Source organism: Tepidiphilus olei (assembly GCF_006980705.1).
In the GTDB taxonomy this organism is placed as follows: Bacteria; Pseudomonadota; Gammaproteobacteria; order Burkholderiales; family Rhodocyclaceae; genus Tepidiphilus; species Tepidiphilus olei.
In genome coordinates this window covers 53,925-75,778 of the sequence record NZ_SBHO01000005.1, presented here as the reverse complement: position 1 = coordinate 75,778, position 21,854 = coordinate 53,925, and the positions used below count along the sequence as shown (strand labels likewise).

Sequence of the window (21,854 nt, the reverse complement as noted above, 5' to 3'; positions counted from 1 at the left end):
GGTAGAATCACCCCTCACGTTTCTGGTGCCGCGGCCGGGGTTCTCCCGGCGCGGTGAAACGGGAAAGCGGTGCGCCGGATGTGTTTGTCCGGCAAAGCCGCTGCTGCCCCCGCAACGGTAGGCGAGTGCGGGCGCGCCGAAATGCCACTGGGCTTGATGCCCGGGAAGGCGGCGCGTCAAATCTCGCGAGCCCGGAGACCGGCCAGGAACGCAGGGCGCAGGCGAGGTGCTCGCCTGCGGTGGGCTTTCCATTCGGGCTGGCGGGGTGGCCGGCCGAGGGGAATCATGTGAATCGCTTCATCAAATCTTTGGTGGCCGTGTTGCCGCCTAGCCTGCTGTTGTCGTCTTTTTCTTTCGGAGTCGGGGCCCAGGAAGCACTGGAGCCGGTCGTGGTCACGGCCACGCGTCAGCAGACGCGGGTCTCCGAGATCCTTGCCGACGTGACCGTGATCGAGCGCGACGAGATCGAGCGCGCAGGGAGCGAGACCATCATCGATCTGCTCGCCCGTCAACCCGGCATCCAGATGACACGCAACGGGGGACCTGGCAATGCTGCCAGTGTATACGTCCGTGGGGCTCGTCCCAATCAGACCAAGGTTCTGGTCGATGGCATCCCGATCAATTCGACCGATTCCAACGGTTCTGCGTTGCGTTTCCTCTCGCTGGCCGACGTCGAACGCATCGAGATCCTGCGCGGGCCCGCCGCGACGATGTATGGAGCGGATGCCATCGGCGGCGTGATCCAGATCTTCACCCGGCGCGGTGCCCCCGGCCTGTCGGCCGAGGCGTTTGCCGGTTACGGTTCGTACGACACGGCGCAGGGCAGTGTCGGTCTGTCCGCGGGCAACGAACTCGTCCGCTGGCGGGCGGATTTCCAGCAAAGCTATAGCGGTGGCTTCTCCGCCATGAAAAACGCTTCCGGGCGCGACGCCGACGACGACGCCTACCGCAACCGCGGCGGCACCACCTCGCTCGTGCTCACGCCGCTCGCCGGCCACGAGATGGGCTTCGTGCTGCGACAAAACGACGGGCGGGTACATTATGACGAGAACCCGCCCACCAGTGAAATCGATGCGTACGAAGATTTTCGCACGCAACAGTGGCAAGTTTATACTCGAAACTCATTTACTGAACGTTGGACGAGTACGCTACGCATCGGCCACTCCCTGGATTGGCGTAAATACGTTTCCTCTTGGTCCAGCCGGATGCGAACCGAGAACGATCAATACGTCTGGCAGAACGATGTTCGCCTGCCTTTGGGGCGGACAATGCTCGCGATCGAGCGCTTCGAGCAAAAATCGCCCCTCTTGGGCGGGATGCCCAGTGATGAATCGATCGCCATCAACTCGGCCGTGGCCGGGTGGAACGGCAACCACGGTCCGCACCGCTGGCATCTGAGCGGGCGGCGCGACGAGCATTCGACTTTTGGGGGCGAGAACTCCTATGCCGTGGCATACGGCTATCAAATCACCCATGAATGGCGTGCGCACGCGAGCCTAGGGACGGCCTTCAAAGCGCCATCGCTCTATGAACTCTTCGACGTCTATTCGGGCAATGCCAGCTTGCAGCCGGAAAAGGCTCGTAACCGCGAAGTCGCGCTCGCGTGGGAACGAGGAGGACATTCTGCCAGCCTCACGTATTTTCGTAATGAGGTGAGGAATCTGATCGACTGGGTAGCCACGGGCTCGTGGAGCGGGCGCTACGTCAACGTTGGCAAAGCGCGCTTCGAAGGTGCCACGCTCGCCTATGAAGGGGCGACGGCGGGCTGGCAGTGGCGCACGAGCTACGACTGGTTGCTGGCCGTGGACGAAGTCAACGATACCCGCTTGACGCGGCGTGCTCGCCACAGTGCCACGGCGGCATTGTGGCGTACGGAGGGGGCCTTTGATTTCGGGGTGGAATGGCAAGGGATGGGGCGTCGGCCCGAATCCCCTTACGCAGGAGGAGGTGAGCTCGGCGCCTACAGCTTGTTCAACCTCGTGGCGAGCCATCGTTTCGCGCCGGACTTGAAGCTGGAGGCGCGCATCGACAACCTCTTCGACAAGAATTACGAAAGCGTGCGCGGTTACAACACCCCCGGTTTGAGCGCCTTCGTGGGGTTACGCTACACGCCGCGTTAGTGTAGCGCTCAAATCTCCTTGGCGCTGAAGGGAGCGATTGGGCCGCTTTTTGGAATCAGATCTCGACTTTTACCAGGATGACGCTGACGGAGGCGTTGGCAGGACGGTCCATTTCGCCCAGAGGACCGGGAGGCAGCACGAGTTTATCACAGTGCAGCAAGCCACTCGCTTTATCTTATGTCTTATATAAGACTGTTGACGTCGCGCCCAAGCTGACGTACCATGCAGTCCATGAGCTTTGCTCATGGGCTTTTTCTCCTCTCTCAAGGAAGGAACCGTCATGGATCGTCAACAACAGATCGCCGCCCTGAAAAAAGACTGGGCCGAAAACCCCCGCTGGAAAGCCGTCACCCGTCCCTATAGTGCCGAAGACGTGGTGCGGCTGCGCGGCTCGGTCAATCCGGAATACACCCTCGCCCGTCGCGGCGCCGAAAAGCTGTGGAAGCTGCTGCACGAAGAGCCTTACATCAACTGCCTCGGCGCGCTCACCGGCGGTCAGGCGATGCAGCAAGTGAAAGCCGGCGTCAAGGCCATCTACCTCTCCGGCTGGCAAGTGGCCGCGGACAACAACGAATACCGCGCCATGTTCCCCGACCAATCCCTCTATCCGGTCAACTCCGTTCCGGTGGTGGTCGAGCGCATCAACAATGCCTTCAAGCGCGCCGACGAGATCCAGTGGAGCAAGGGGCTCAACCCCGGCGATCCGGGCTGGATCGACTATTTCGCGCCCATCGTCGCCGATGCCGAAGCCGGTTTCGGGGGCGTACTCAATGCCTTCGAACTCATGAAGGCCATGATCCGCGCCGGCGCCTCGGGCGTGCACTTCGAAGACCAGCTCGCCTCGGTGAAGAAGTGCGGCCACATGGGCGGCAAGGTGCTGGTACCGACTTCCGAAGCGATCCAGAAACTGGTCGCCGCGCGACTCGCCGCCGACGTCTGCGGCGTGCCCACCTTGGTGATCGCCCGCACCGACGCCGAGGCGGCCGATCTGCTCACGTCCGATCACGACGAGTACGACAAGCCGTTCCTCACCGGCGAGCGCACCGCCGAAGGATTTTATCGCACCCGCAAAGGGCTCGAACAGGCCATCGCCCGGGCGATCGCCTATGCGCCCTATGCCGACCTCGTCTGGTGCGAAACCGGTACGCCGGATCTCGAATTCGCGCGCAAATTCGCCGAGGCGGTGCACGCCAAGTTCCCAGGCAAGCTGCTCGCCTACAACTGCTCGCCGTCCTTCAACTGGAAGAAGAACCTCGACGACGCCACCATCGCCAAGTTCCAGCGCGAGCTCGGCGCCATGGGCTACAAGTACCAGTTCATCACGCTCGCCGGTATCCACTCCATGTGGTACAACATGTTCGACCTGGCTCATGACTACGTGCGCCGGGGCATGTCGGCCTACGTCGAGAAGGTGCAGGAGCCCGAATTCGCCGCCCGCGAACGGGGCTACACCTTCGTGGCGCACCAAGCCGAAGTCGGCACGGGCTATTTCGACGACGTGACCACGGTGATCCAAGGCGGCCAATCGAGCGTCACGGCCCTTACCGGTTCGACAGAGGAAGAGCAGTTCCACTGATCACGAGAGAGGGAGGAGTCCGCGGCCGCATCAGACGGCCGCGCGCAGACAATCTTGAGGCCGGGTAACCGGCCTTTTTTCTTTGGACACCTCGAATAACCTGCTGCGCGGCTGCATGGCGGCGTTGCGCGGTGCCCGGATGCTCGCCTATCCGGGGGATCACACTCAAGTGCGGCGCAATCCCCGCCCGAGCAGATACACCTCCGCACTGCGGTCGCGCGAAGCTTTGGGTTTGCGCACCGCCACGCTGCCAAACGCCGCACCCATCGCCCGGCGGAACTCCTCGAATCCTTCCCCTTGGAACACCTTGATGAGAAAAACCCCTTCGGGACGCAGGTGGCGCACGGCGAAATCGAGCGCCAACTCGGCCAGGTGCATCGCACGCGCCTGATCGACCGAGGCGATGCCCGAAAGGTTGGGGGCCATGTCGCTCAAGACCACGTCGAGCTTGGTGTCGGCCAAGAGCGCCTCCAGCGCCCGTTCCGTCGCCTCCTCGGTGAAATCTCCCTGCACGAATTCCACGCCAGGAATAGGTGCCATCGGCAAAAGATCGAGGGCAAAGACCTGTCCCGTCTCACCCACCCGTTCGCGCGCCACTTGCGACCAAGCCCCCGGCGCCGAACCCAGATCCAGCACGCACTGACCGCGCCGCAGCAGCCGGTCCCGATCGTCGATCTCGATCAACTTGAAGGCCGCGCGCGAGCGGTAGCCGGCGCGGGTGGCCTCCTGGACGTAAGGATCGGTCAAATGGCGATGGATCCAATCCCGATGGCTTTTGTTCTTTCCCATGATCCTTGCGCTAAAATCTTGTTTTACAGCAAACACTACCATCCCATGCGCCAGATCGACAGCCATACCCGCCGGGCCCTCCGCGCCCAAGCCCATCATCTCAACCCCGTCGTCATCATTGCAAGCAAGGGGCTCACCGAGGCGGTACTCGCGGAGATCGACCGGGCGCTGACGGCGCACGAGCTCATCAAGGTGCGGGTGGCCGGCTCCGAGCGCGAGGCGCGCGAAGCACTCATGACCGAAATCTGCGAGCGGCTCGACTGTGCGCCCGTGCAGCACATCGGTAACCTGTTGGTGCTATGGCGCCCCCGACCCGAGACTCCACCCCAGGAAGTGGCGGAAAAATCCTCTGCGCCAGGGGCACACGCCAAGTCGGCCAAGGCATTTGCTCGGGCGGCCCGGCTACGTGCGCTCATCGAGCAACGCGCAACCGCCAAGGCAGCTCGACGCCCCGCCAAAAAGCAGGGCCGCAAGCCGCGAAGTCCATGAAAGAAGCTGCCGTGCGCACGGCCACCTCGCGATCGGCTCGCTGGCGACGATTCATCCCCCGCCGCTCAAACGTAGCGCACGCCCAGGATCTCGAACTCGCGCAGCCCTCCGGGAGTTTGTACCTGCACCACGTCGCCCACGTACTTGCCGATGAGGGCGCGGGCGATCGGTGAGCTCACCGAGATTTTCCCCGCCTTCACGTCGGCTTCCTCGTCGCCCACGATCTGATAGCACGCTTTCTCACCGCTTTCCATATCCTCGAGCTCGACGGTGGCACCGAACACGACCCGCCCGTCGGCATCCAGGGTTTTCGGGTCGATGATCTGCGCATTCGCCAGTTTGGCCTCCAGCTCCTGGATACGCCCTTCGATGAAGGCCTGACGCTCGCGCGCGGCGTCGTATTCGGCGTTCTCGGAAAGATCGCCGTGGGCGCGCGCTTCGGCGATCGCTGCGATCACCGCCTGCCGCTCCACGGTCTTGAGACGATGCAATTCCTGGCGCAGCTTTTCCGCGCCTTCAACCGTCATGGGATATTTCATCTCGCCTCCTCCCGCAACTGGGCGTGCAGGGATTGCAAGGAATACACGTCATAGCGACCAGCCTGTTCGATTCCCAAACAAGCGGCCTCGGCTCCCTCGATCGTCGTGAAGAAGGCCGTGATCTTGGCTGCGAGGGCACTGGTACGAATCGAGCGCGAATCGAGCACGGCCTGGCGTTTCTCCTCGACGGTGTTGATAACGAAATCGATCTCGCCGTTTTTGATCATGTCGACGATGTGCGGCCGCCCTTCGGTGACTTTGTTCACCACGCGCACGGGAATACCGGCCTGGGCGATCACGCCGGCCGTACCGCGCGTGGCTACCAGATCGAAACCGAGCGCGTGCAGCTTACGGGCGATCTCCACCGCTGCGGGCCGATCCTTGGGCTTGACGCTGATGAACGCGCGTCCCTTGGTGGGCAAGCGCACCCCCGCGGCCAATTGCGCCTTGTAAAAGGCTTCGGCGAAGGTCTGACCGATGCCCATGACTTCGCCGGTCGATTTCATCTCGGGCCCCAGGATGGGATCGACGCCGGGGAATTTCACGAAGGGGAAAACCACCTCTTTCACCGAATAGTAAGACGGCACGATCTCGCGCGTGACGCCCTGCTCGGCGAGCGGGCGCCCCACCATGCAGCGCGCCGCCACCTTGGCGAGCGGCACGCCGCAGGCCTTGGAGACGAAAGGCACCGTGCGCGAGGCGCGCGGATTGACCTCCAGCACATAGACGACGGCCTCTTCACCCGAGCCCTGGATGGCGAACTGCACGTTCATCAGGCCCACCACGCCGAGCGCCCGAGCCATGGCCACCGTCTGGCGACGCATCTCGTCGAGCACGGCAGGAGCAAGCGTGTAGGGCGGCAGCGAACAGGCCGAATCGCCCGAATGCACGCCGGCCATCTCGATGTGCTCCATGATGCCGCCGATCACCACGTCCTTGCCGTCGGCGAGCGCATCGACGTCGACCTCGGTGGCGTCGTTCAAGAACCGGTCGAGCAGCACGGGCGAGTCGTTCGACACTTTCACCGCCTCGCGCATGTAGCGCTCGAGGTCCTTCTGCTCGTGCACGATCTCCATGGCGCGTCCGCCGAGCACGTAACTGGGGCGCACCACCAGCGGATAGCCGATCTCGGCGGCGAGCCGCAGCGCCTCCTCGGGCGTGCGCGCCGTGCGGTTGGGCGGCTGGCGCAGGCCCAGTTGCACGAGCAGCTGCTGGAAGCGTTCGCGGTCTTCGGCGGCGTCGATCGCGTCGGGCGAGGTGCCGATGATGGGCACGCCGTTCGCTTCCAGCGCCCTGGCGCGTTTGAGCGGCGTCTGTCCGCCGAACTGCACGATCACCCCTTCGGGGCGCTCGACATGGACGATCTCGAGGATGTCTTCCAGCGTGATCGGCTCGAAATAGAGCCGGTCGGAGGTGTCATAGTCGGTGGAGACGGTCTCGGGGTTGCAGTTGACCATGATGGTCTCGAAGCCGTCCTCGCGCAAGGCGAGCGCCGCATGCACGCAGCAGTAGTCGAACTCGATCCCTTGACCGATGCGGTTGGGTCCCCCGCCGAGGATCATGATCTTGCGCCGGGTGGTGGGCGCCGCCTCGCATTCTTCCTCGTAGGTGGAATAGAGGTAGGCCGTCTGGGTGGCGAACTCGGCCGCACAGGTATCGACCCGCTTATAGACCGGACGCACACCCAAGGCATGCCGGTGCAGGCGCACGGCGGTCTCGTCGCGTTGCAGCAGCTTGGCGAGCCGCCGGTCGGAGAACCCCTTGCGCTTGAGCGCGCGCATCTGGGCGGCGTCGATCGCCTCGAGCGAGCGCCCCACGAGCGACTGTTCCGTGCGCACGAGATCCTCGATCTGGGCAAGGAACCACGGATCGATGTGCGACAGGCGATGCACGTCGGCCTGGGTGTAGCCTTCGCGGAACGCCTGAGCCACGTACCAAATGCGCTGGGGGCCAGGGTTGGCCAGTTCGTGCTCGAGCCGGGCGCGGTCGGTGTCGACCTCGTCGAGCCCATAGGCGCCCACTTCCAGCCCGCGCAAGGCTTTCTGGAAGGATTCCTGGAAGGTGCGGCCGATCGCCATCACCTCGCCCACGGATTTCATCTGCGTGGTGAGGCGATCGTCGGCTTGGGGGAATTTCTCGAAAGCGAACCGCGGCACCTTGGTGACCACGTAGTCGATCGTCGGCTCGAAGGAAGCCGGCGTCGCCCCGCCGGTGATCTCGTTCTTGAGCTCGTCGAGCGTGTACCCCACGGCGAGCTTGGCTGCCACCTTGGCGATGGGAAAGCCCGTGGCCTTGGAGGCGAGCGCCGAGGAGCGCGACACGCGCGGGTTCATCTCGATCACGATCATGCGACCGTCTTCGGGATTGATGGCGAACTGGACGTTGGAACCCCCCGTATCGACCCCGATCTCGCGCAGCACGGCGATGGAGGCATCGCGCATGCGCTGGTACTCCTTGTCGGTGAGCGTCTGCGCCGGCGCCACGGTGATCGAATCGCCCGTGTGCACGCCCATCGGATCGAGGTTCTCGATGGAACAGACGATGATGCAATTGTCGGCGCGATCGCGCACGACCTCCATCTCGAATTCTTTCCAGCCGATGAGCGACTCTTCGATGAGGAGCTCGCTGATGGGGCTCGCGTCCAAGCCCCGCTTGCAGATCTCGACGAACTCTTCCATGTTGTAGGCGATGCCCCCACCCGTTCCCCCAAGCGTGAAGGAAGGCCGGATGATGACCGGGAACCCGATCTGCGCCTGCACGGCCATCGCCTCTTCGAGCGTGTGGGCGATGCCCGAACGCGCCGAATCGAGCCCGATGCGCGTCATCGCCTCCTTGAATTTCTGCCGATCCTCGGCCTTGTCGATCGCCTCCTCGCGCGCGCCGATGAGCTCCACGCCGTAGCGCTCGAGCACTCCGCTACGAGCGAGCTCGAGGGCACAGTTGAGCGCCGTCTGCCCGCCCATGGTGGGCAGCAGCGCATCGGGCCGCTCCTTGTCGATGATACGCTCGAGCACGGCGGCGGTGATCGGCTCGATGTAGGTGACGTCGGCCGTCTCCGGGTCGGTCATGATCGTGGCCGGGTTGGAATTGACCAGGATCACGCGGTAGCCTTCCTCGCGCAGCGCCTTGCATGCCTGCACGCCGGAATAGTCGAATTCGCACGCCTGACCGATGATGATCGGGCCGGCGCCAATGATGAGGATGCTGTGGATGTCGGTACGCTTGGGCATGTCGTTCCCTGTCGTCGGTGGGTGGCCGCCGGCCCCGCCCGCTCGTGACGGACGGCACCGGCGGCGGAAAGCTCATGGACGTTGGTTGCGGTGCGCGTCGATCAGCGCGACGAAACGGTCGAACAGATAGCCGACGTCGTGCGGCCCCGGGCTCGCTTCGGGGTGCCCCTGGAAACCGAAGGCCGGCGCGTCGGTGCGCTCGATCCCCTGCAGGCTGCCGTCGAAGAGCGACACGTGCGTGACGCGGCAATTGGCTGGCAGCGTGTCGGCATCCACGGCAAAGCCGTGATTCTGGCTGGTGATATACACGCGCCCGGTGTCGAGATCCTTGACCGGATGGTTTGCCCCATGATGGCCGAACTTCATCTTCACCGTCTTCGCCCCCGAGGCAAGCCCCAGGATCTGATGCCCCAGGCAGATGCCGAAGGTGGGGATGCGTCGCGCGATCGCCTCACGCGCCGTGGCGATCGCATAGTCGCAGGCCGCCGGATCGCCCGGCCCGTTGGCAAGCAGGATGCCGTCGGGCGCGAGCGCGAGCGTCTGCTCGAAGGGTGTCTGCGCCGGCACCACCGTGACGCGGCAGCCGCGCGCGGCGATCATGCGAAGGATGTTGTGCTTCACGCCATAATCATAGACCACCACGTGCCGTGGCCCCTCGCCTGCCGGTACGTAGCCCCGCCCCAGCGCCCATTCGCCCTCGTGCCAGGCGGCGACGTCGCGCCGGCTCACTTCTTTGGCCAGATCCATGCCGGCAAGCCCGGGAAATGCGCGCGCCAGAGCGAGCGCCTCGGCCACGTCGGGCGTCTTGCCCGCCGGGGCCGTGACGAGGACGCCCGCCTGCGCACCGCGATCGCGCAGGATGCGCGTGAGCTTGCGCGTGTCGATGCCGGCGATCGCCACCACCCCTTGTGCGCGCAGATACTCGGGCAAAGCGCAGCGCATGCGGAAGTTGCTCGCCAAGAGCGGCACGTCACGCACCACCAGTCCGGCCGCCATCACACGCTCGGACTCGACGTCCTCGTCGTTGACACCGACATTGCCGATGTGGGGATAGGTGAGCGTGACGATCTGCCGGGAATAACTCGGATCGGTGAGGATTTCCTGATAGCCCGTCATCGAGGTGTTGAACACCACCTCGCCGACGGTGTGACCGGTCGCACCGATACCCTCGCCGTGGAACACCGTTCCGTCGGCGAGGACGAGGATCGCGGGATTGAAAGACACGACGGCTCCTTGCAGTGGATTCAGCGGCGCCTGAGCGGCCTGCCGAAAAAAACGGGATGGGCACGCTTCGCCATCCCGTTCTTTATATTTACATTTTACCGCGAAAACCTGCCGGCGGCAATCGCGCCGCGGCTGCATACTTTAGATTTTTTACGTTACCGCGCGCAGCAACTTCACGGCGGCAAACCCCCCTGCCGTTGCCAGGAGCGATCCGCCCAGGTGCAACACCATGGCGACGAGTGCAAGCGCGAATCGTCCGTGTTGCATCAAGGCGAAGACTTCGGCGCTGAACGTAGAGAAGGTGGTCAGGCCGCCACACAACCCCGTGGTGACGAAAAGACGCCATCCCAAAGGAATTTCCGGCCAGGTCGAGAACACCGCGATCGCCGCCCCGATCACGAACCCGCCGATCAGGTTCGCCGCGAGCGTCCCCGGCGGCAGTTCGGGAAACCAGGCATTGAGCCGCACGCCCAGCTGCCAGCGCAGCAAAGCCCCCAAGGCCGCACCCAGGGCGATCGCCGCCGCTTGCGCCAGCACACCCCCACCGTTCATCATGTTCTCCTGATGCCACAGGCTTGATCTTGCCGCTCGCCGAGAGCCCCTGTTATCATCCCCTGCATGAGACTCACCCCTGCCCAAATCGAACGCATCCGCTCCCTCGTGACCGAACTCGCCGGAGCTCAGGCCACCGTGCGGCTCTTCGGCTCCCGGCTCGATGACTCAGCCCGCGGCGGCGATGTCGACCTGCTCGTCGAAGTCGTGGAACCGGTTGCCGAACCGGCCCTACTCGCCGCCCGCATCGCAGGTCGGATAAGCCGCCTGCTCGACGGCCGCAAGGTAGACGTCGTGCTCGCCGCGCCGAACCTGAAAGAACTCCCGATCCATCACGTCGCCCGCCGCGAAGGAATCGCCCTGTGATCGCCGATCGTCGCGCCGCCCACGACTTCGTGGCTGAACTCGCCGCCGTGGTCGAGCGTTTGCGCTCGGCCACTTCCTAATCCCCGCCCTCCTTCTCCCGCCGCCGCCAACGCCGGCGCAGCGGCGCGCCCTCACCGGCGGCGGAGTGGATTTCGACCATGCGGCGCAGCTGCGCCGCCACGGCCTCGTTGACCGTGCGTGGCCGGCCGGTGGGAATACGCCCATCGGGCGCACCGGCGGGCATACCGGTGAGCAAGGCTATCGCCTCGTCTACCGTATCTACCGCCCAGATTGCGAATTTCCCTGCCCGTACGGCTTCGACCACTTCCTCGCGCAGCATCAGGTGGCGCACGTTGCCCCGCGGGATGATCACCCCTTGCTCGCCGGTCAGCCCCCGGCGCGCACACAGGGTGAAGAACCCCTCGATCTTCTCGTTCACCCCGCCGATCACCTGTACTTCGCCGAACTGATTGACCGAACCGGTCACCGCCATTCCCTGCGCGAGCGGCAGCCCGGAGATGGCCGACAGCAGTGCACACAGCTCGGCGAGCGAGGCCGAATCGCCCTCGACGAACGCATAGGATTGCTCCATCACCAGGCTCGCCGACAGCGACAGCGGCTGATGGCGGCCAAAACGCCCGGCAAGGAACGAGGCGAGGATCATCACCCCCTTGGAATGAATGGCGCCGCCGAGCTCGGTCTCGCGTTCGATGTCGACGACCTCGCCCTCGCCACCCAGGCGCACGGTGGCGGTGATGCGCACCGGATAGCCGTAGCTTTGATGCGCGACGTCGACCACCACCAGGCCATTGATCTGCCCGGCCCGCGCGCCCTCGGTGGAAATGAGGAGCTCCCCCTCGAGCATCGCCTCGATCGTCTCCTCGGCGTGACGGGCAAGGCGCCGCTCACGCGCCGCCACCGCCGCGCGCACGGCTTCCACCCCGATCTCCTGCGCTGCGTCGGCGTGCGACAGGGCGTCCGCCTCCCGCAGCAGATCCACCAGAGTCCGCGTGCGCAAGGTGAGTCGATGGGCATGCTCTGCCTCGCGGGCGGCCTGATCGAGCACTGCCGCGAGCGCTGCGGCCGACGGCGGGCGCAAGGCATTCTCGCGCGCCAGATGCACCAACAATCGCGCCAGATCCGCCTCGGTTTCGGGCGTGCGCGGCACGTCGTCGGCCGCTTCGGCCGGAATCTTGAAGAGATCCTGGAAATCGTCGTCCAGATCGAACAAGATATGAAAAGTGTCGGCCGAGCCGATGAGCACCACTTTGAGCGGACAATCGATCGGCTCGGGCTCCAGCATGCGTACGCTGCCCCAACCGGCCGCCTCCGGAGGCGGTTCGATGCGCACCTCGCGCCGCTGCAGAGCGCGCTTCAAGGCGTCCCACGCCGCCGGCTGGGCCAGCAGCCGCTCGGCATCGAGCAGAAGAAAACCGCCCCGCGCGCGCACGAGCGCCCCGGCACGGATCAGCTGGAAATGCGTGATGCGCTCACCGAGCTGCTGCAGCGTCTCGACCCAACCCACGAGGTTGGCGTAGCTCGGGTTGTCTTCGAACACCACCGGGGCGCCCTCACCGGCCTCGTGCGCCACCAGCACGTGGATCTGGTAACGGATAAGTGGAGAGAATGCGGCATTGCGCCCGCCCTCTTCGTCGTCCTCCAGCCACTCGCGCTCACCATCGAGGATGTCGCGCTCGATTTCGTCGAGCAGGCCGATCACCGCGGACAAACCGGCGTACTTCTCCCGCAACGGGGTGAGCAAGTGTCGTACCACCGGCTCGAGTGCTTCACGTTCCGCCCGCCGGATCGATGCATAGAGCGCCTCGCGCCAGGCGGGGAATTCGTCGAGCACCTCGAGCAAACGCTGGCGCCAGCGCTCCACCGCCTGCTCGATGCGCGCCTTCTCCTTGGCCGAGAGAGCCTCGTAGTGCTCGGGCGCGAGCGGCTCGCCCGCCTCGTCCACCGGGACGAATGCCCAGCCATCGCCGGTTTGCAGCAGCTTGAGCCGATCCTCGGCGCACGCCTGCACGATCGCTTCGATCGCCCGGCTCTCGCGCTCCTTGTGCGCCGATTCCAGCGCATCGATCCGCTCCTGATGGGCTTTCGCCTCGAAGGCCGCATTTACCGCCGGCTCGAGCTGGCGCGTGAAATTCTGCAAGTCGTCGGCGAGCCTACGCGCCGTGCCCGCGGGAAGTTTCAGCAGGCGCGGCCGTTGCGGATCGGAGAAATCGTAACGATAGGCGAGATCTTCCGGCGCCGGCAAGCGGCGAGCCGCCTCCCCGATGTGGTGCAAGGCGATCGCGTGCCGCCCCGTGCCCGGCAGGCCGAAGAGAAACACGTGATAGCCGCCCACGTGATTCATCGCCAGAGCAAAGCGCAGCGCCTCCTCGGCCCGCTCCTGCCCCAGTCCCACGGGCACCACTTCGCCCGGCTCGGCCAGCACCGCCGCGATCGCGGCCGGATCCGTTACCCGGCGTAAAGACTGCGCCGGCAAGCGATGATGCGCCCGCCGCATTTCCCCTGCGAATTCGTCCATCGCGCGCCGTCAGTCCGCGAGCGGTTCGATGCGCAGCCGCGTAACGGCTCCCTGCACCGCCGACAGCGCCTCGATCGCCGCGATCGCCCGGTTCATCGCCGCTTCGCTCGCCTCGTGCGTGGTCATCACGATCTCCGCCCGGCCACCCTCCGGCGCTTTCTGGATCATGGCCGCGATGGAGATATCCTCGGCGGCGAGCACGCGCGTGATCTCGGCGAGCACACCCGGGCGATCGGTCACCGCGAGCCGCAGATAAGAGGCGGTACGGCATTCCGCGATCGGCAGCGCCGCCACTTCGTGCACCTGGTCCGGCTGAAAAGCCAGGTGAGGAACCCGATTCCCCGAATCGACCGTGTGCAGGCGCGTGACGTCGACCAGGTCGGCGATCACCGCGCTCGCCGTGGGCTCCGCCCCCGCCCCTTTGCCGTAGAACATCGTCTGCCCCACCGCGTCGCCCTTGACCAGAACCGCGTTCATGGCGCCATGGACGTTGGCGAGCAGATGATCGGCCGGCACCAGCGTGGGATGCACCCTCAGCTCGAACCCGCCGTCGCGGCGCTTGGCGATCCCCAGCAGTTTCAGGCGATAACCGAGTTCCTCGGCATAGGCCACGTCGCGCGGCTCGATCCGGGTGATCCCCTCCATGTAGGCGCGCTCGAACTGGATCGGCACGCCGAAGGCGATCGAGGCCATGAGCGTGACCTTGTGCGCCGCGTCGATCCCTTCCACGTCGAACGTGGGATCGGCCTCGGCATAGCCGAGCTGCTGCGCCTCGGTGAGCGCCTGGGCAAACGTCACGCCGCGCTCACGCATCTGCGTGAGGATGTAATTGGTCGTGCCGTTGATGATGCCGGCCACCCATTCGATGCGGTTGGCCGTGAGCCCCTCGCGCAGCGCCTTGATGATGGGGATGCCGCCCGCCACCGCCGCCTCGAACGCCACCATCACGCCTTTCTCCTGAGCCCGGGCGAAGATCTCGTTGCCGTGCACGGCGAGCAGCGCCTTGTTGGCGGTGACCACGTGCTTGCCTGCCTCGATCGCGGCAAGCACCAGGTCCTTGGCGATGGTATAGCCGCCGATGAGTTCGACCACGATGTCGATGTCCGGCGCGCGCACCACGGCGAAGGCGTCGTCCGTCACCTCCGCCGCCCCGGCGGTGAGCGCCCGGGCACGTTCCACGTCGCGATCGGCCACCCGCGTGATGCGGATCGGCCGACCGGCACGGCGCGTGATCTCTTCGGCATTGCGTTGCAACACGCGCCACGTTCCGCCACCGACGGTCCCGATTCCCAACAGCCCTACCTGCATCGCCTTCATCGTCATTTGTCATCGATCCTTTTTCGCTGAACCCATCACCACCTGATGCCGTCGCCGGTAGCGCTCCAAAAACCGCTCGATGCGCCCGATCGACTCGTGCAGATCATCGACGTGCGGCAGGAACACCATGCGGAAATGATCCGGCTGCGGCCAGTTGAACCCCGTGCCCTGCACCAGCAGCACTTTTTCCTCCTCCAGCAGCTGGAGGATAAACTCCTGATCGTCGGCGATCGGATACACCTTCGGATCCAGCCGCGGGAACATGTAGAGCGTCGCCTTCGCCTTCATCACCGATACACCCGGAATGCGGCTCAAGAGCGCATGCGCCGCATCGCGCTGGCGCGTGAGCCGCCCCTGCGGCGCCACCAGATCCTGGATGCTCTGATACCCTCCCAGGGCCGTCTGGATCGCCATCTGCCCCGGCACGTTCGAGCACAGGCGCATCGAGGCGAGCATGTTGAGCCCCTCGATGTAGTCGGCCGCGTGCCGCTTCTCGCCCGAGATCACCATCCACCCGGCGCGATAGCCGCACGCGCGGTAGTTCTTCGAAAGGCCATTCATCGTGATGAAGAGCACGTCGTCGGCGAGCGCGGCGATCGAAGTGTGCGTGTTGCCGTCGTAGAGCATCTTGTCGTAGATCTCGTCGGCGAACACGATCAGCTGATGCTCGCGCGCGATCTGCACGATGCCCTCCAGGATCTCGCGCGGATAGAGCGCGCCGGTGGGGTTGTTGGGGTTGATGACCACGATCGCCTTGGTGTGTGGCGAGACTTTCTTGCGGATGTCGGCCAGATCCGGCAGCCAGTCGGACGCCTCGTCGCACAGGTAATGCCGCGGCTTGCCGCCGGAGAGGCTCACCGCCGCCGTCCACAACGGATAATCCGGCGCCGGCACCAACACCTCGTCGCCCTGTTCGAGCAGCGCCTGCAGACTCATCACGATGAGCTCGGAGACGCCGTTGCCCAGGATCACGTCCTCCACGTCGACCCCGGCGATCCCTTTCTGCTGCGTATAGTGCACCACCGCCTTGCGCGCCGAGAAAAGCCCCTTCGAATCGGAATAGCCCCCCGCCTCGCGCAGGTTGCGGATCACGTCCACCACGATCTCCTCGGGCGGTTCGAAGCCGAAGGGCGCGAGGTTGCCGATGTTGAGCTTGATGATCTTGTGACCGTCTTCCTCCATCTGCTTGGCACGCGCCAGCACCGGCCCCCGGATGTCGTAGCAGACGTCGTCGAGCTTCGACGATTTCAGGATGGGGCGCAGAGAAGGTAGCGTGGCCTCGACCACCGCCTCCGGCGTCTCTTGCTCCGTCTGCCCCTGCCGTACCGGCACCACGTTCCCGCTGCGCATTCCCATGGTTGCGTCCTCGCACGAAAGCGCCCGCCTTGCCCGGTCGGGCGCGAAACGGTAATCTTAGCCAAAAATTACCGCATTGCGGCAACTTCCCCGGGAAAAACGCATGGAATTGCGCCTCGAACACCCCCAAGACATCCGGCTCGTCACCGCCCACGGCCCCGGCTGGGTCGAGATCGACCGCCAGCGCCACGAAACCAACATCATCCTCACCCCCGAGGCCGTCGCCCCCTGGTTCGCCGGCGGGTTCGACGCGCTCGACGAAACGGCGATCGATGCCCTTTTCTCCTCCCAGCCCGAGCTCGTGCTGATTTCCACCGGCGCCACGCTGCGCCGCCCGCCCGTGCCACTGCTGCGCCACCTCGCCGCCGCGGGCATCGGTTTCGAATTCATGACACTCTCGGCCACCTGCCGCACCTATAATGTCACCGCCAGCGAAGGCCGCCGCGTCGTCGCCGGCCTCATCCTCACCTGATACGGCAGGAGACGATCATGCTCGAACCCGGAACCCTTGCGCCCGACTTCACGCTGCCCGCCACCGGCGGCCAGGAAATCACCCTCTCGGCCCTGCGCGGCCGCCCCGTCGTCCTCTACTTCTACCCCAAGGACAACACCCCCGGCTGCACCAACGAAGCCATCGCCTTTCGCGACCTCTACCCCGAGTTCGCCGCGCTCGGTGCCGTGATCCTGGGCGTGTCGCGCGACAGCGTCAAATCCCACGAGAACTTCAAGGCCAAATACCAGCTCCCCTTCGAACTCGTCTCGGATACCGAGGAGCTCGCCTGCACCGCCTACGACGTCATCAAAAACAAGACCATGTACGGCAAACCCGTGCGCGGCATCGAACGCTCCACCTTCCTCATCGGCCCCGACGGGCGCATCCTCCACCTATGGCGCGGCGTCAAGGTCGACGGCCACGCCCAGGAAGTACTCGCCGCCCTACGAAAAACCCTGGCCTGATCGCCGCCGAAAGGATCGCCGATGCCCCGACACCGCCCGACCGCCGCCGAGCGCAAGCTCTACGTCATCGACACCAACGTGCTCATGCACGACCCGACGGCGCTCTTTCGCTTCGAGGAACACGACCTCTTCCTTCCCATGATCGCGCTCGAAGAGCTCGACACGCACAAGAAGGGGCTCTCGGAAGTCGCACGCAACGCCCGCCAGGCGAGCCGCGAGCTGGAAGCCATCGTCAGCGGCCGGGACGCCGCGCTCGCCGAAGGGTTCGACCTCGCCGGCCCCTCCGGCGGGCAGGCCACCGGCCGGCTCTACCTCCAGACCGAGGCACTGGAAGCGGAACTCCCCATCAGCCTGCCTCTGTCGCGCGCCGACAACCAGATCCTCGCCGTGGTCAAGGCGCTCGCCCAGCGCTTCGCCCCGCGCCCGGTGATCCTCGTCTCCAAGGACATCAACCTGCGCATCAAGGCCCGCGCACTGGGGCTCGCCGCCCAGGACTACCGCAACGACAAAATCCTCGAAGACACCGACCTCGTCTATCCCGGCGTGCGGGCGCTGCCGCCCGACTTCTGGGAGACGCACGCCAAAGGGCTCGAATCCTGGCGCGACGCCGGCCACGACTGGTACCGCATCCAGGGGCCGATCGTGTCCAAGCTCCTGCTCAACGAATTCGTCTACCTCGAAGGGCCCCAGCCGCTGGAAGCGCGCGTCGTCGCCCTGGAAGGCAAGCGCGCCGTACTGCGCACCCTCACCGACCGCCGCCACGAGAAAAACGCCGTCTGGGGCATCACCGCGCGCAACCGCGAGCAGAACTTCGCCCTCGACCTGCTGCTCGACCCCGAGATCGACTTCGTCACCCTCCTCGGGCAGGCCGGCACCGGCAAGACGCTCCTCACGCTCGCCGCCGCGCTCGCCCAGACCTTCGAGCAGAAGCGCTACACCGAAGTCATCTTCACCCGCACCACCGTGCCCATCGGCGAAGACATCGGATTCCTGCCCGGCACCGAAGAAGAAAAGATGACCCCCTGGATGGGCGCGCTGGAAGACAACCTCGAAGTGCTCCTGGGCGGCACCCACGAAGGCGGCGACTGGGGCCGCGCCACCACCGGGGATCTCGTGCGCAGCAAAGTCAAGGTGAAGAGCCTCAACTTCATGCGCGGACGCACCTTCGTGCGCAAGTTCCTCGTGCTCGACGAGGCGCAAAACCTCACGCCCAAGCAGATGCGCACGCTCATCACCCGCGCCGGCCCCGGCAGCAAGGTGGTGTGCATGGGCAACCTCGCCCAGATCGACACCCCCTACCTCACCGAAGGCAGCTCGGGGCTCACCTACGTAGTCGAGCGCATGAAAGGCTGGCCCCACGGCGGTCACGTGCTGCTGTCGCGCGGCGAACGCTCCCGGCTCGCCGATTATGCGGCGGAGGTGTTGTAGCCTCCCCGCACCTCGTCGGATCGGATTGCTTCATCTTGCATTCCCGCTCGGACAGCGTCATAATAAGGCGCACTGTCGGCAAGGAACAGGGAATGCGCCAGCCATCCCGCCACGCAGCGGGGTTCACCCTCGTCGAACTCATGGTCACCATCGCCGTGCTCGCAATCCTGCTCGCGAGCGGCATCCCGGCGTTCGCCTCCCTCATCGCCTCGAACCGCCTCACCTCCGCCACCAACGAACTCATCGCCTCCCTGCAAACGGCGCGCACCGAAGCGCTGCGCCGCAACGCCCGCGTCACCGTCTGCCCCGCCGCCTCCGGCGCCACCGCGTGCGCCGGCGCCTGGCGTGACGGCTGGATGGCCTTCGTCGACCCAACGCCCGGAAATGCGCCCGCCCCCAAGCGCGTCGACGACATCCTCTTTCGCGGCGGTCCTGCGCCGCACAATATCACCATCGTCGGCAACACCCCCGTCTCGTCTTACGTCTCTTTCACCGCCGACGGAACAAGCAAACTGCTGAGCAGAGCATTCCAAGCAGGAACGCTGCGCGTCTGCTCTACTGCTACTGCCTTGGGAGATGACCGCCGGGCGCGCCACCTCGTCCTCACCGGCGCCGGCAGAATCGTTCTCAAACACCCCCCGACCGGCGTTCCTTCGACCTGCCCGTCGCCCTGAGGGTCCACGCCATGCCTTCCATCTTTCCAAGGCGCAATGTCGGCAAGGAGCAGGGAATGCACCAGCCATTCCACGACGACTCGGGGTTCACCCTCGTCGAACTGATGGTCACCATCGCCGTGCTCGCGATCCTGCTCGCCATCGGCATTCCCAGCTTCGCCTCCCTCATCGCCTCGAACCGCCTCACCTCCGCCACCAACGAACTCATCGCCTCCCTGCAAACGGCGCGCACCGAAGCGCTGCGCCGCAACGTCCGCGTCACCGTCTGCCCCGCCGCCCCCACCGCCACCGCGTGCTCCGGCGCCTGGCGCGACGGCTGGATGGCCTTCGTCGACCAAAAGCCCGGCAATGCGCCCGCCCCCGAGAGCGCCAACGACATCCTCTTTCGCGGCGGCCCCATGCCCACTGGCATCGTGGTCGTGGCCAAGGCGCCGCTCTCTTCTTACGTTTCCTTCACCGCCGACGGCATGAGCAAACAACTCAACGGCGATTTTTTCCCTAACGACCCGACCCCGACCCTGCGCGTGTGCTCCACCAGCACCGCGCTCACGGACGACCGCCGGGCACGCGACCTCATCCTCCTCGACTCCAGAGGAATCGCCCTCACCACCCCTCGGACCAGCGTTCCTTCGACCTGCCCGTCGCCCTGAGGATCCACGCCATGTCTTCCGTTTTTCGCCCCTCACGACAACGCGGATTTAGCCTGCTCGAAGTGCTGATCGCCGCCCTCATCTTCGCCATCGGCTTCCTGGGCCTGGCTGGCCTGCAGGCCCGCATGCTCGCCGCGGCCAACTCCAGCTACGAACGCTCCGCCGCCGCCATTTATGCCAATTCCATTCTGGATGCGATGCGCGCAGCAGTGTTGAGCGCCGATTCCGTTAACCGGCTCGACGTGGCAAAAGCCTACGTCCAGCAAAACTGGTTGTGCGACCCACCAAGCGGAAGCGAAATCGCGCAGAACGACCTGCACCACTGGATCGTCGAGATGCAGACCAACCTCCACCCCACCGCTTGCGGCCGCATCGACGAAATCGCGGCCAATACCCTAACCTATCGCGTGCATGTGTGCTGGGCCGACAGCGCCGGCGGAGAAAATACCGACGCCGACAACTGCCGCAACGGTGAACCTGCCACCCTTTTCACCCTCGAGAGCCGGCTATGAGCACTCCCTTTCCTCGCCGCCAGCTCGGTCTGACCCTCGTCGAGCTCATGGTCGCCCTCGTCCTCGGCCTCGTCGTCATCGGCGCGGTCACCAATCTCTTCCTCACCAACCGGCAAACGTACCGCGCCACCGAGAACCTCGCCCGCATGCAGGAGAACCTGCGCTTCGCTTTCGAGCTGATGGCCCGCGACGTGCGCGAAGCCGGCGCCACGGCCTGTCCGACCACGGTAGTAGCCAACGTGCTCAAAGATGCGCCAACCTCGTGGTCACGGGAAGGGGAATCGCTGCGTGCCTACGGGAGCTGCAACGCGGTTCCCACCTTCCAACCCAGCAATTGCGCGGCCGGAACCCCTGTGCTGGCGATCAGCAGAGCCTCCAATTCCGCCGGAGAAGTACGGGTCACGGATCACGATCCCGAAACCTCCGCCACCATGAACATTTCCCATGTCGGCCCACTCAAGACCGGCGACATCCTTTTCGTCTGCAAAGGCTCCCAAGCCGCGATCTTCCAAGCCACCAACGTGAATGCAAACAGCCTGACGGTCGTCCACCAAGCAGGAACAGGAGGAGGACAAGGACAAGGACAACTCAAACCCGGAAACGAAACCAAATGTCTGGATTTTCCTCTCAAGCCCAACCAGTGCAAAACCTCCTTCAAAGGCGGCACCCTCCTGCGTTTCGAGCACATCCTTTGGTATCTGGGTAACAACAAGCGAAATGGCACTTCCCTCTACCGCAAAGTCAATGACGACGACGCCGTAGAAATGGTCCCCGACATCGTCGCGCTCGATTTCGCTTTCCTGAGCGAGAATGGAAACACCTACCAGACCACCGCCAGCGTGGGCAATTGGACGCAGGTGCGCGCCGTACGAGCCATAGTCACGACCGAATCCATCGACGCCGTAGGCACCGGCGGCGAACGGCTCCGCCGCACACACCGTTTCACCGTGGCGCTACGCAACCGCCTTCCTTGAGGAATCGAGCATGGCCTTCATCCCCCTGCCTAGGTTACCCAGATACCAGCAAGGCGCCGCACTGGTGGTGACGCTCATTCTCTTGCTGGTGGCCACGATCCTTGCCCTCGGTGCAACCCGCTTCGTCACCCAGGAAACCCGCATGGCTGCCGGCATCACCGACCGCGCCATCGCCCTGCAGTCGGCCGAGGAAGGATTGCGTCATGGCGAATCCCTGATTCCTCAAGATCCACCAACGCGAGCCGCTCCCCCTGAAATGAACGGCAACTGCAACCAGACTTCCTGCACCGACGGCCTCTGTTTTCCTCCCGATCCGGACTGCCTCCCTCGCTGGAAAGACCCCTCCTTCACCGGCTGGCATGACTGGCTGGCGCAAACGAACGAGCGTCTGCCCGTAGAAGGCTACGTCGAATATCTCGGCGAATTCCCCGGATGGTTCGGGTGCGACCAAGAAATACCGCCCATCCCCAATTGCATGATCAAGCGCTACCGTGTGGTTGCGCGTGCTCAGCGCGACGGCGGCGCCACCGTGATCCTCGAAAGCCTGAACCAGCGCCCTTGAACC

The 21,854-nt window shown here is 65.0% G+C and carries 20 protein-coding genes and 1 riboswitch; of the genes, 12 read left to right on the top strand and 8 right to left on the bottom strand.

Annotated features, from left to right (window positions below):
* Window positions 1–6 precede the first annotated feature (6 nt).
* Window positions 7–221, top strand: a riboswitch (cobalamin riboswitch).
* Between the two features lie 66 nt (window positions 222–287).
* On the top strand, window positions 288–2,120 hold the full coding sequence (locus tag EPD80_RS06950) for a TonB-dependent receptor domain-containing protein (RefSeq protein ID WP_185957736.1): 1,833 nt from the start codon (window positions 288–290) through the stop codon (window positions 2,118–2,120).
* 280 nt (window positions 2,121–2,400) lie between these two features.
* On the top strand, window positions 2,401–3,696 hold the full coding sequence (gene aceA, locus EPD80_RS06945; RefSeq protein ID WP_185957735.1) for an isocitrate lyase: 1,296 nt from the start codon (window positions 2,401–2,403) through the stop codon (window positions 3,694–3,696).
* A 165-nt stretch (window positions 3,697–3,861) separates the two neighbouring features.
* Here aceA and EPD80_RS06940 read toward each other — a convergent pair whose 3' ends face one another.
* The gene (locus EPD80_RS06940) at window positions 3,862–4,485 is read right to left on the bottom strand and encodes an RlmE family RNA methyltransferase (RefSeq protein ID WP_142810590.1); all 624 of its coding nucleotides are present in this window, start codon (window positions 4,483–4,485) and stop codon (window positions 3,862–3,864) included.
* Window positions 4,486–4,503: 18 nt separating this feature from the next.
* On the opposite strand from EPD80_RS06940, the gene yhbY reads away from it, so the two are divergent.
* On the top strand, window positions 4,504–4,974 hold the full coding sequence (yhbY, locus tag EPD80_RS06935) for a ribosome assembly RNA-binding protein YhbY (protein WP_221928899.1): 471 nt from the start codon (window positions 4,504–4,506) through the stop codon (window positions 4,972–4,974).
* A 65-nt stretch (window positions 4,975–5,039) separates the two neighbouring features.
* On the opposite strand, the gene greA is transcribed toward yhbY, so the two are convergent.
* The 4 genes from greA to crcB all read right to left on the bottom strand — a co-directional run bounded on the left by greA (window position 5,040) and on the right by crcB (window position 10,522).
* Window positions 5,040–5,513 carry a transcription elongation factor GreA gene (greA, locus tag EPD80_RS06930; RefSeq protein WP_142810586.1) on the bottom strand — a complete coding sequence of 158 codons (474 nt, stop codon included), beginning with the start codon at window positions 5,511–5,513 and terminating at the stop codon, window positions 5,040–5,042.
* Complete coding sequence (gene carB, locus EPD80_RS06925; RefSeq protein ID WP_142810584.1) at window positions 5,510–8,743, bottom strand: carbamoyl-phosphate synthase large subunit; 3,234 nt, start codon at window positions 8,741–8,743, stop codon at window positions 5,510–5,512. The genes greA and carB overlap by 4 nt, the downstream gene beginning before the upstream one ends.
* A 72-nt stretch (window positions 8,744–8,815) precedes the next feature.
* Window positions 8,816–9,967, bottom strand: coding sequence for a glutamine-hydrolyzing carbamoyl-phosphate synthase small subunit (carA, locus tag EPD80_RS06920; protein WP_260677380.1), 1,152 nt, complete (start codon window positions 9,965–9,967; stop codon window positions 8,816–8,818).
* A 150-nt stretch (window positions 9,968–10,117) separates the two neighbouring features.
* Window positions 10,118–10,522 carry a fluoride efflux transporter CrcB gene (crcB, locus tag EPD80_RS06915; RefSeq protein WP_260677379.1) on the bottom strand — a complete coding sequence of 135 codons (405 nt, stop codon included), beginning with the start codon at window positions 10,520–10,522 and terminating at the stop codon, window positions 10,118–10,120.
* A gap of 63 nt (window positions 10,523–10,585) precedes the next feature.
* Here crcB and EPD80_RS06910 point away from each other — a divergent pair, with 63 nt between their 5' ends.
* Window positions 10,586–10,885 carry a nucleotidyltransferase domain-containing protein gene (locus EPD80_RS06910; RefSeq protein ID WP_142810580.1) on the top strand — a complete coding sequence of 100 codons (300 nt, stop codon included), beginning with the start codon at window positions 10,586–10,588 and terminating at the stop codon, window positions 10,883–10,885.
* Between the two features lie 76 nt (window positions 10,886–10,961).
* On the opposite strand, the gene EPD80_RS06905 is transcribed toward EPD80_RS06910, so the two are convergent.
* The 3 genes from EPD80_RS06905 to EPD80_RS06895 are packed head-to-tail and all read right to left on the bottom strand — an operon-like array spanning window position 10,962 to window position 16,001.
* Window positions 10,962–13,421 (bottom strand): Lon protease family protein, encoded by a 2,460-nt coding sequence (locus EPD80_RS06905; RefSeq protein WP_142810578.1) that lies wholly within the window; start codon window positions 13,419–13,421, stop codon window positions 10,962–10,964.
* Window positions 13,422–13,430: 9 nt separating this feature from the next.
* On the bottom strand, window positions 13,431–14,738 hold the full coding sequence (locus EPD80_RS06900) for a homoserine dehydrogenase (protein ID WP_142810734.1): 1,308 nt from the start codon (window positions 14,736–14,738) through the stop codon (window positions 13,431–13,433).
* Window positions 14,739–14,747: 9 nt separating this feature from the next.
* Window positions 14,748–16,001, bottom strand: coding sequence for a pyridoxal phosphate-dependent aminotransferase (locus EPD80_RS06895; RefSeq protein WP_185955351.1), 1,254 nt, complete (start codon window positions 15,999–16,001; stop codon window positions 14,748–14,750).
* A gap of 196 nt (window positions 16,002–16,197) precedes the next feature.
* Between EPD80_RS06895 and EPD80_RS06890 the strand changes: the two genes are divergently transcribed.
* The 8 genes from EPD80_RS06890 to EPD80_RS06855 all read left to right on the top strand — a co-directional run bounded on the left by EPD80_RS06890 (window position 16,198) and on the right by EPD80_RS06855 (window position 21,851).
* Window positions 16,198–16,566, top strand: a complete 369-nt coding sequence (locus tag EPD80_RS06890) for an Mth938-like domain-containing protein (protein ID WP_142803442.1) — start codon at window positions 16,198–16,200, stop codon at window positions 16,564–16,566.
* 17 nt (window positions 16,567–16,583) lie between these two features.
* On the top strand, window positions 16,584–17,051 hold the full coding sequence (locus EPD80_RS06885) for a peroxiredoxin (RefSeq protein WP_142810576.1): 468 nt from the start codon (window positions 16,584–16,586) through the stop codon (window positions 17,049–17,051).
* Between the two features lie 21 nt (window positions 17,052–17,072).
* The gene (locus tag EPD80_RS06880) at window positions 17,073–18,479 is read left to right on the top strand and encodes a PhoH family protein (RefSeq protein WP_142810574.1); all 1,407 of its coding nucleotides are present in this window, start codon (window positions 17,073–17,075) and stop codon (window positions 18,477–18,479) included.
* A 92-nt stretch (window positions 18,480–18,571) separates the two neighbouring features.
* Window positions 18,572–19,153: a GspH/FimT family pseudopilin gene (locus tag EPD80_RS06875; RefSeq protein ID WP_142810572.1), complete on the top strand. Its 582-nt coding sequence runs from the start codon at window positions 18,572–18,574 to the stop codon at window positions 19,151–19,153.
* A gap of 56 nt (window positions 19,154–19,209) precedes the next feature.
* Window positions 19,210–19,803 carry a GspH/FimT family pseudopilin gene (locus tag EPD80_RS06870; RefSeq protein WP_185957738.1) on the top strand — a complete coding sequence of 198 codons (594 nt, stop codon included), beginning with the start codon at window positions 19,210–19,212 and terminating at the stop codon, window positions 19,801–19,803.
* Window positions 19,804–19,814: 11 nt separating this feature from the next.
* The gene (gene pilV / locus EPD80_RS06865; RefSeq protein WP_142810568.1) at window positions 19,815–20,315 is read left to right on the top strand and encodes a type IV pilus modification protein PilV; all 501 of its coding nucleotides are present in this window, start codon (window positions 19,815–19,817) and stop codon (window positions 20,313–20,315) included.
* Window positions 20,312–21,289, top strand: coding sequence for a prepilin-type N-terminal cleavage/methylation domain-containing protein (locus EPD80_RS06860; protein WP_142810565.1), 978 nt, complete (start codon window positions 20,312–20,314; stop codon window positions 21,287–21,289). Before pilV ends, EPD80_RS06860 begins: the two co-directional genes overlap by 4 nt.
* Window positions 21,290–21,299: 10 nt before the next feature.
* Window positions 21,300–21,851: a pilus assembly PilX family protein gene (locus EPD80_RS06855; RefSeq protein WP_142810563.1), complete on the top strand. Its 552-nt coding sequence runs from the start codon at window positions 21,300–21,302 to the stop codon at window positions 21,849–21,851.
* The last annotated feature ends 3 nt before the right edge of the window (window positions 21,852–21,854 follow it).

Coding starts and splice junctions, on each gene's coding strand:
- EPD80_RS06860 (WP_142810565.1), top strand. CDS start 20,312: ATGAGCACTCCCTTTCCTCGCCGCCAGCTCGGTCTGACCCTCGTCGAG.
- EPD80_RS06900 (WP_142810734.1), bottom strand. CDS start 14,738: ATGAAGGCGATGCAGGTAGGGCTGTTGGGAATCGGGACCGTCGGTGGC.
- EPD80_RS06910 (WP_142810580.1), top strand. CDS start 10,586: ATGAGACTCACCCCTGCCCAAATCGAACGCATCCGCTCCCTCGTGACC.
- greA (WP_142810586.1), bottom strand. CDS start 5,513: ATGAAATATCCCATGACGGTTGAAGGCGCGGAAAAGCTGCGCCAGGAA.
- carB (WP_142810584.1), bottom strand. CDS start 8,743: ATGCCCAAGCGTACCGACATCCACAGCATCCTCATCATTGGCGCCGGC.
- EPD80_RS06880 (WP_142810574.1), top strand. CDS start 17,073: ATGCCCCGACACCGCCCGACCGCCGCCGAGCGCAAGCTCTACGTCATC.
- EPD80_RS06905 (WP_142810578.1), bottom strand. CDS start 13,421: ATGGACGAATTCGCAGGGGAAATGCGGCGGGCGCATCATCGCTTGCCG.
- crcB (WP_260677379.1), bottom strand. CDS start 10,522: ATGATGAACGGTGGGGGTGTGCTGGCGCAAGCGGCGGCGATCGCCCTG.
- EPD80_RS06870 (WP_185957738.1), top strand. CDS start 19,210: ATGCACCAGCCATTCCACGACGACTCGGGGTTCACCCTCGTCGAACTG.
- EPD80_RS06940 (WP_142810590.1), bottom strand. CDS start 4,485: ATGGGAAAGAACAAAAGCCATCGGGATTGGATCCATCGCCATTTGACC.
- EPD80_RS06885 (WP_142810576.1), top strand. CDS start 16,584: ATGCTCGAACCCGGAACCCTTGCGCCCGACTTCACGCTGCCCGCCACC.
- EPD80_RS06855 (WP_142810563.1), top strand. CDS start 21,300: ATGGCCTTCATCCCCCTGCCTAGGTTACCCAGATACCAGCAAGGCGCC.
- pilV (WP_142810568.1), top strand. CDS start 19,815: ATGTCTTCCGTTTTTCGCCCCTCACGACAACGCGGATTTAGCCTGCTC.
- EPD80_RS06890 (WP_142803442.1), top strand. CDS start 16,198: ATGGAATTGCGCCTCGAACACCCCCAAGACATCCGGCTCGTCACCGCC.
- aceA (WP_185957735.1), top strand. CDS start 2,401: ATGGATCGTCAACAACAGATCGCCGCCCTGAAAAAAGACTGGGCCGAA.
- EPD80_RS06875 (WP_142810572.1), top strand. CDS start 18,572: ATGCGCCAGCCATCCCGCCACGCAGCGGGGTTCACCCTCGTCGAACTC.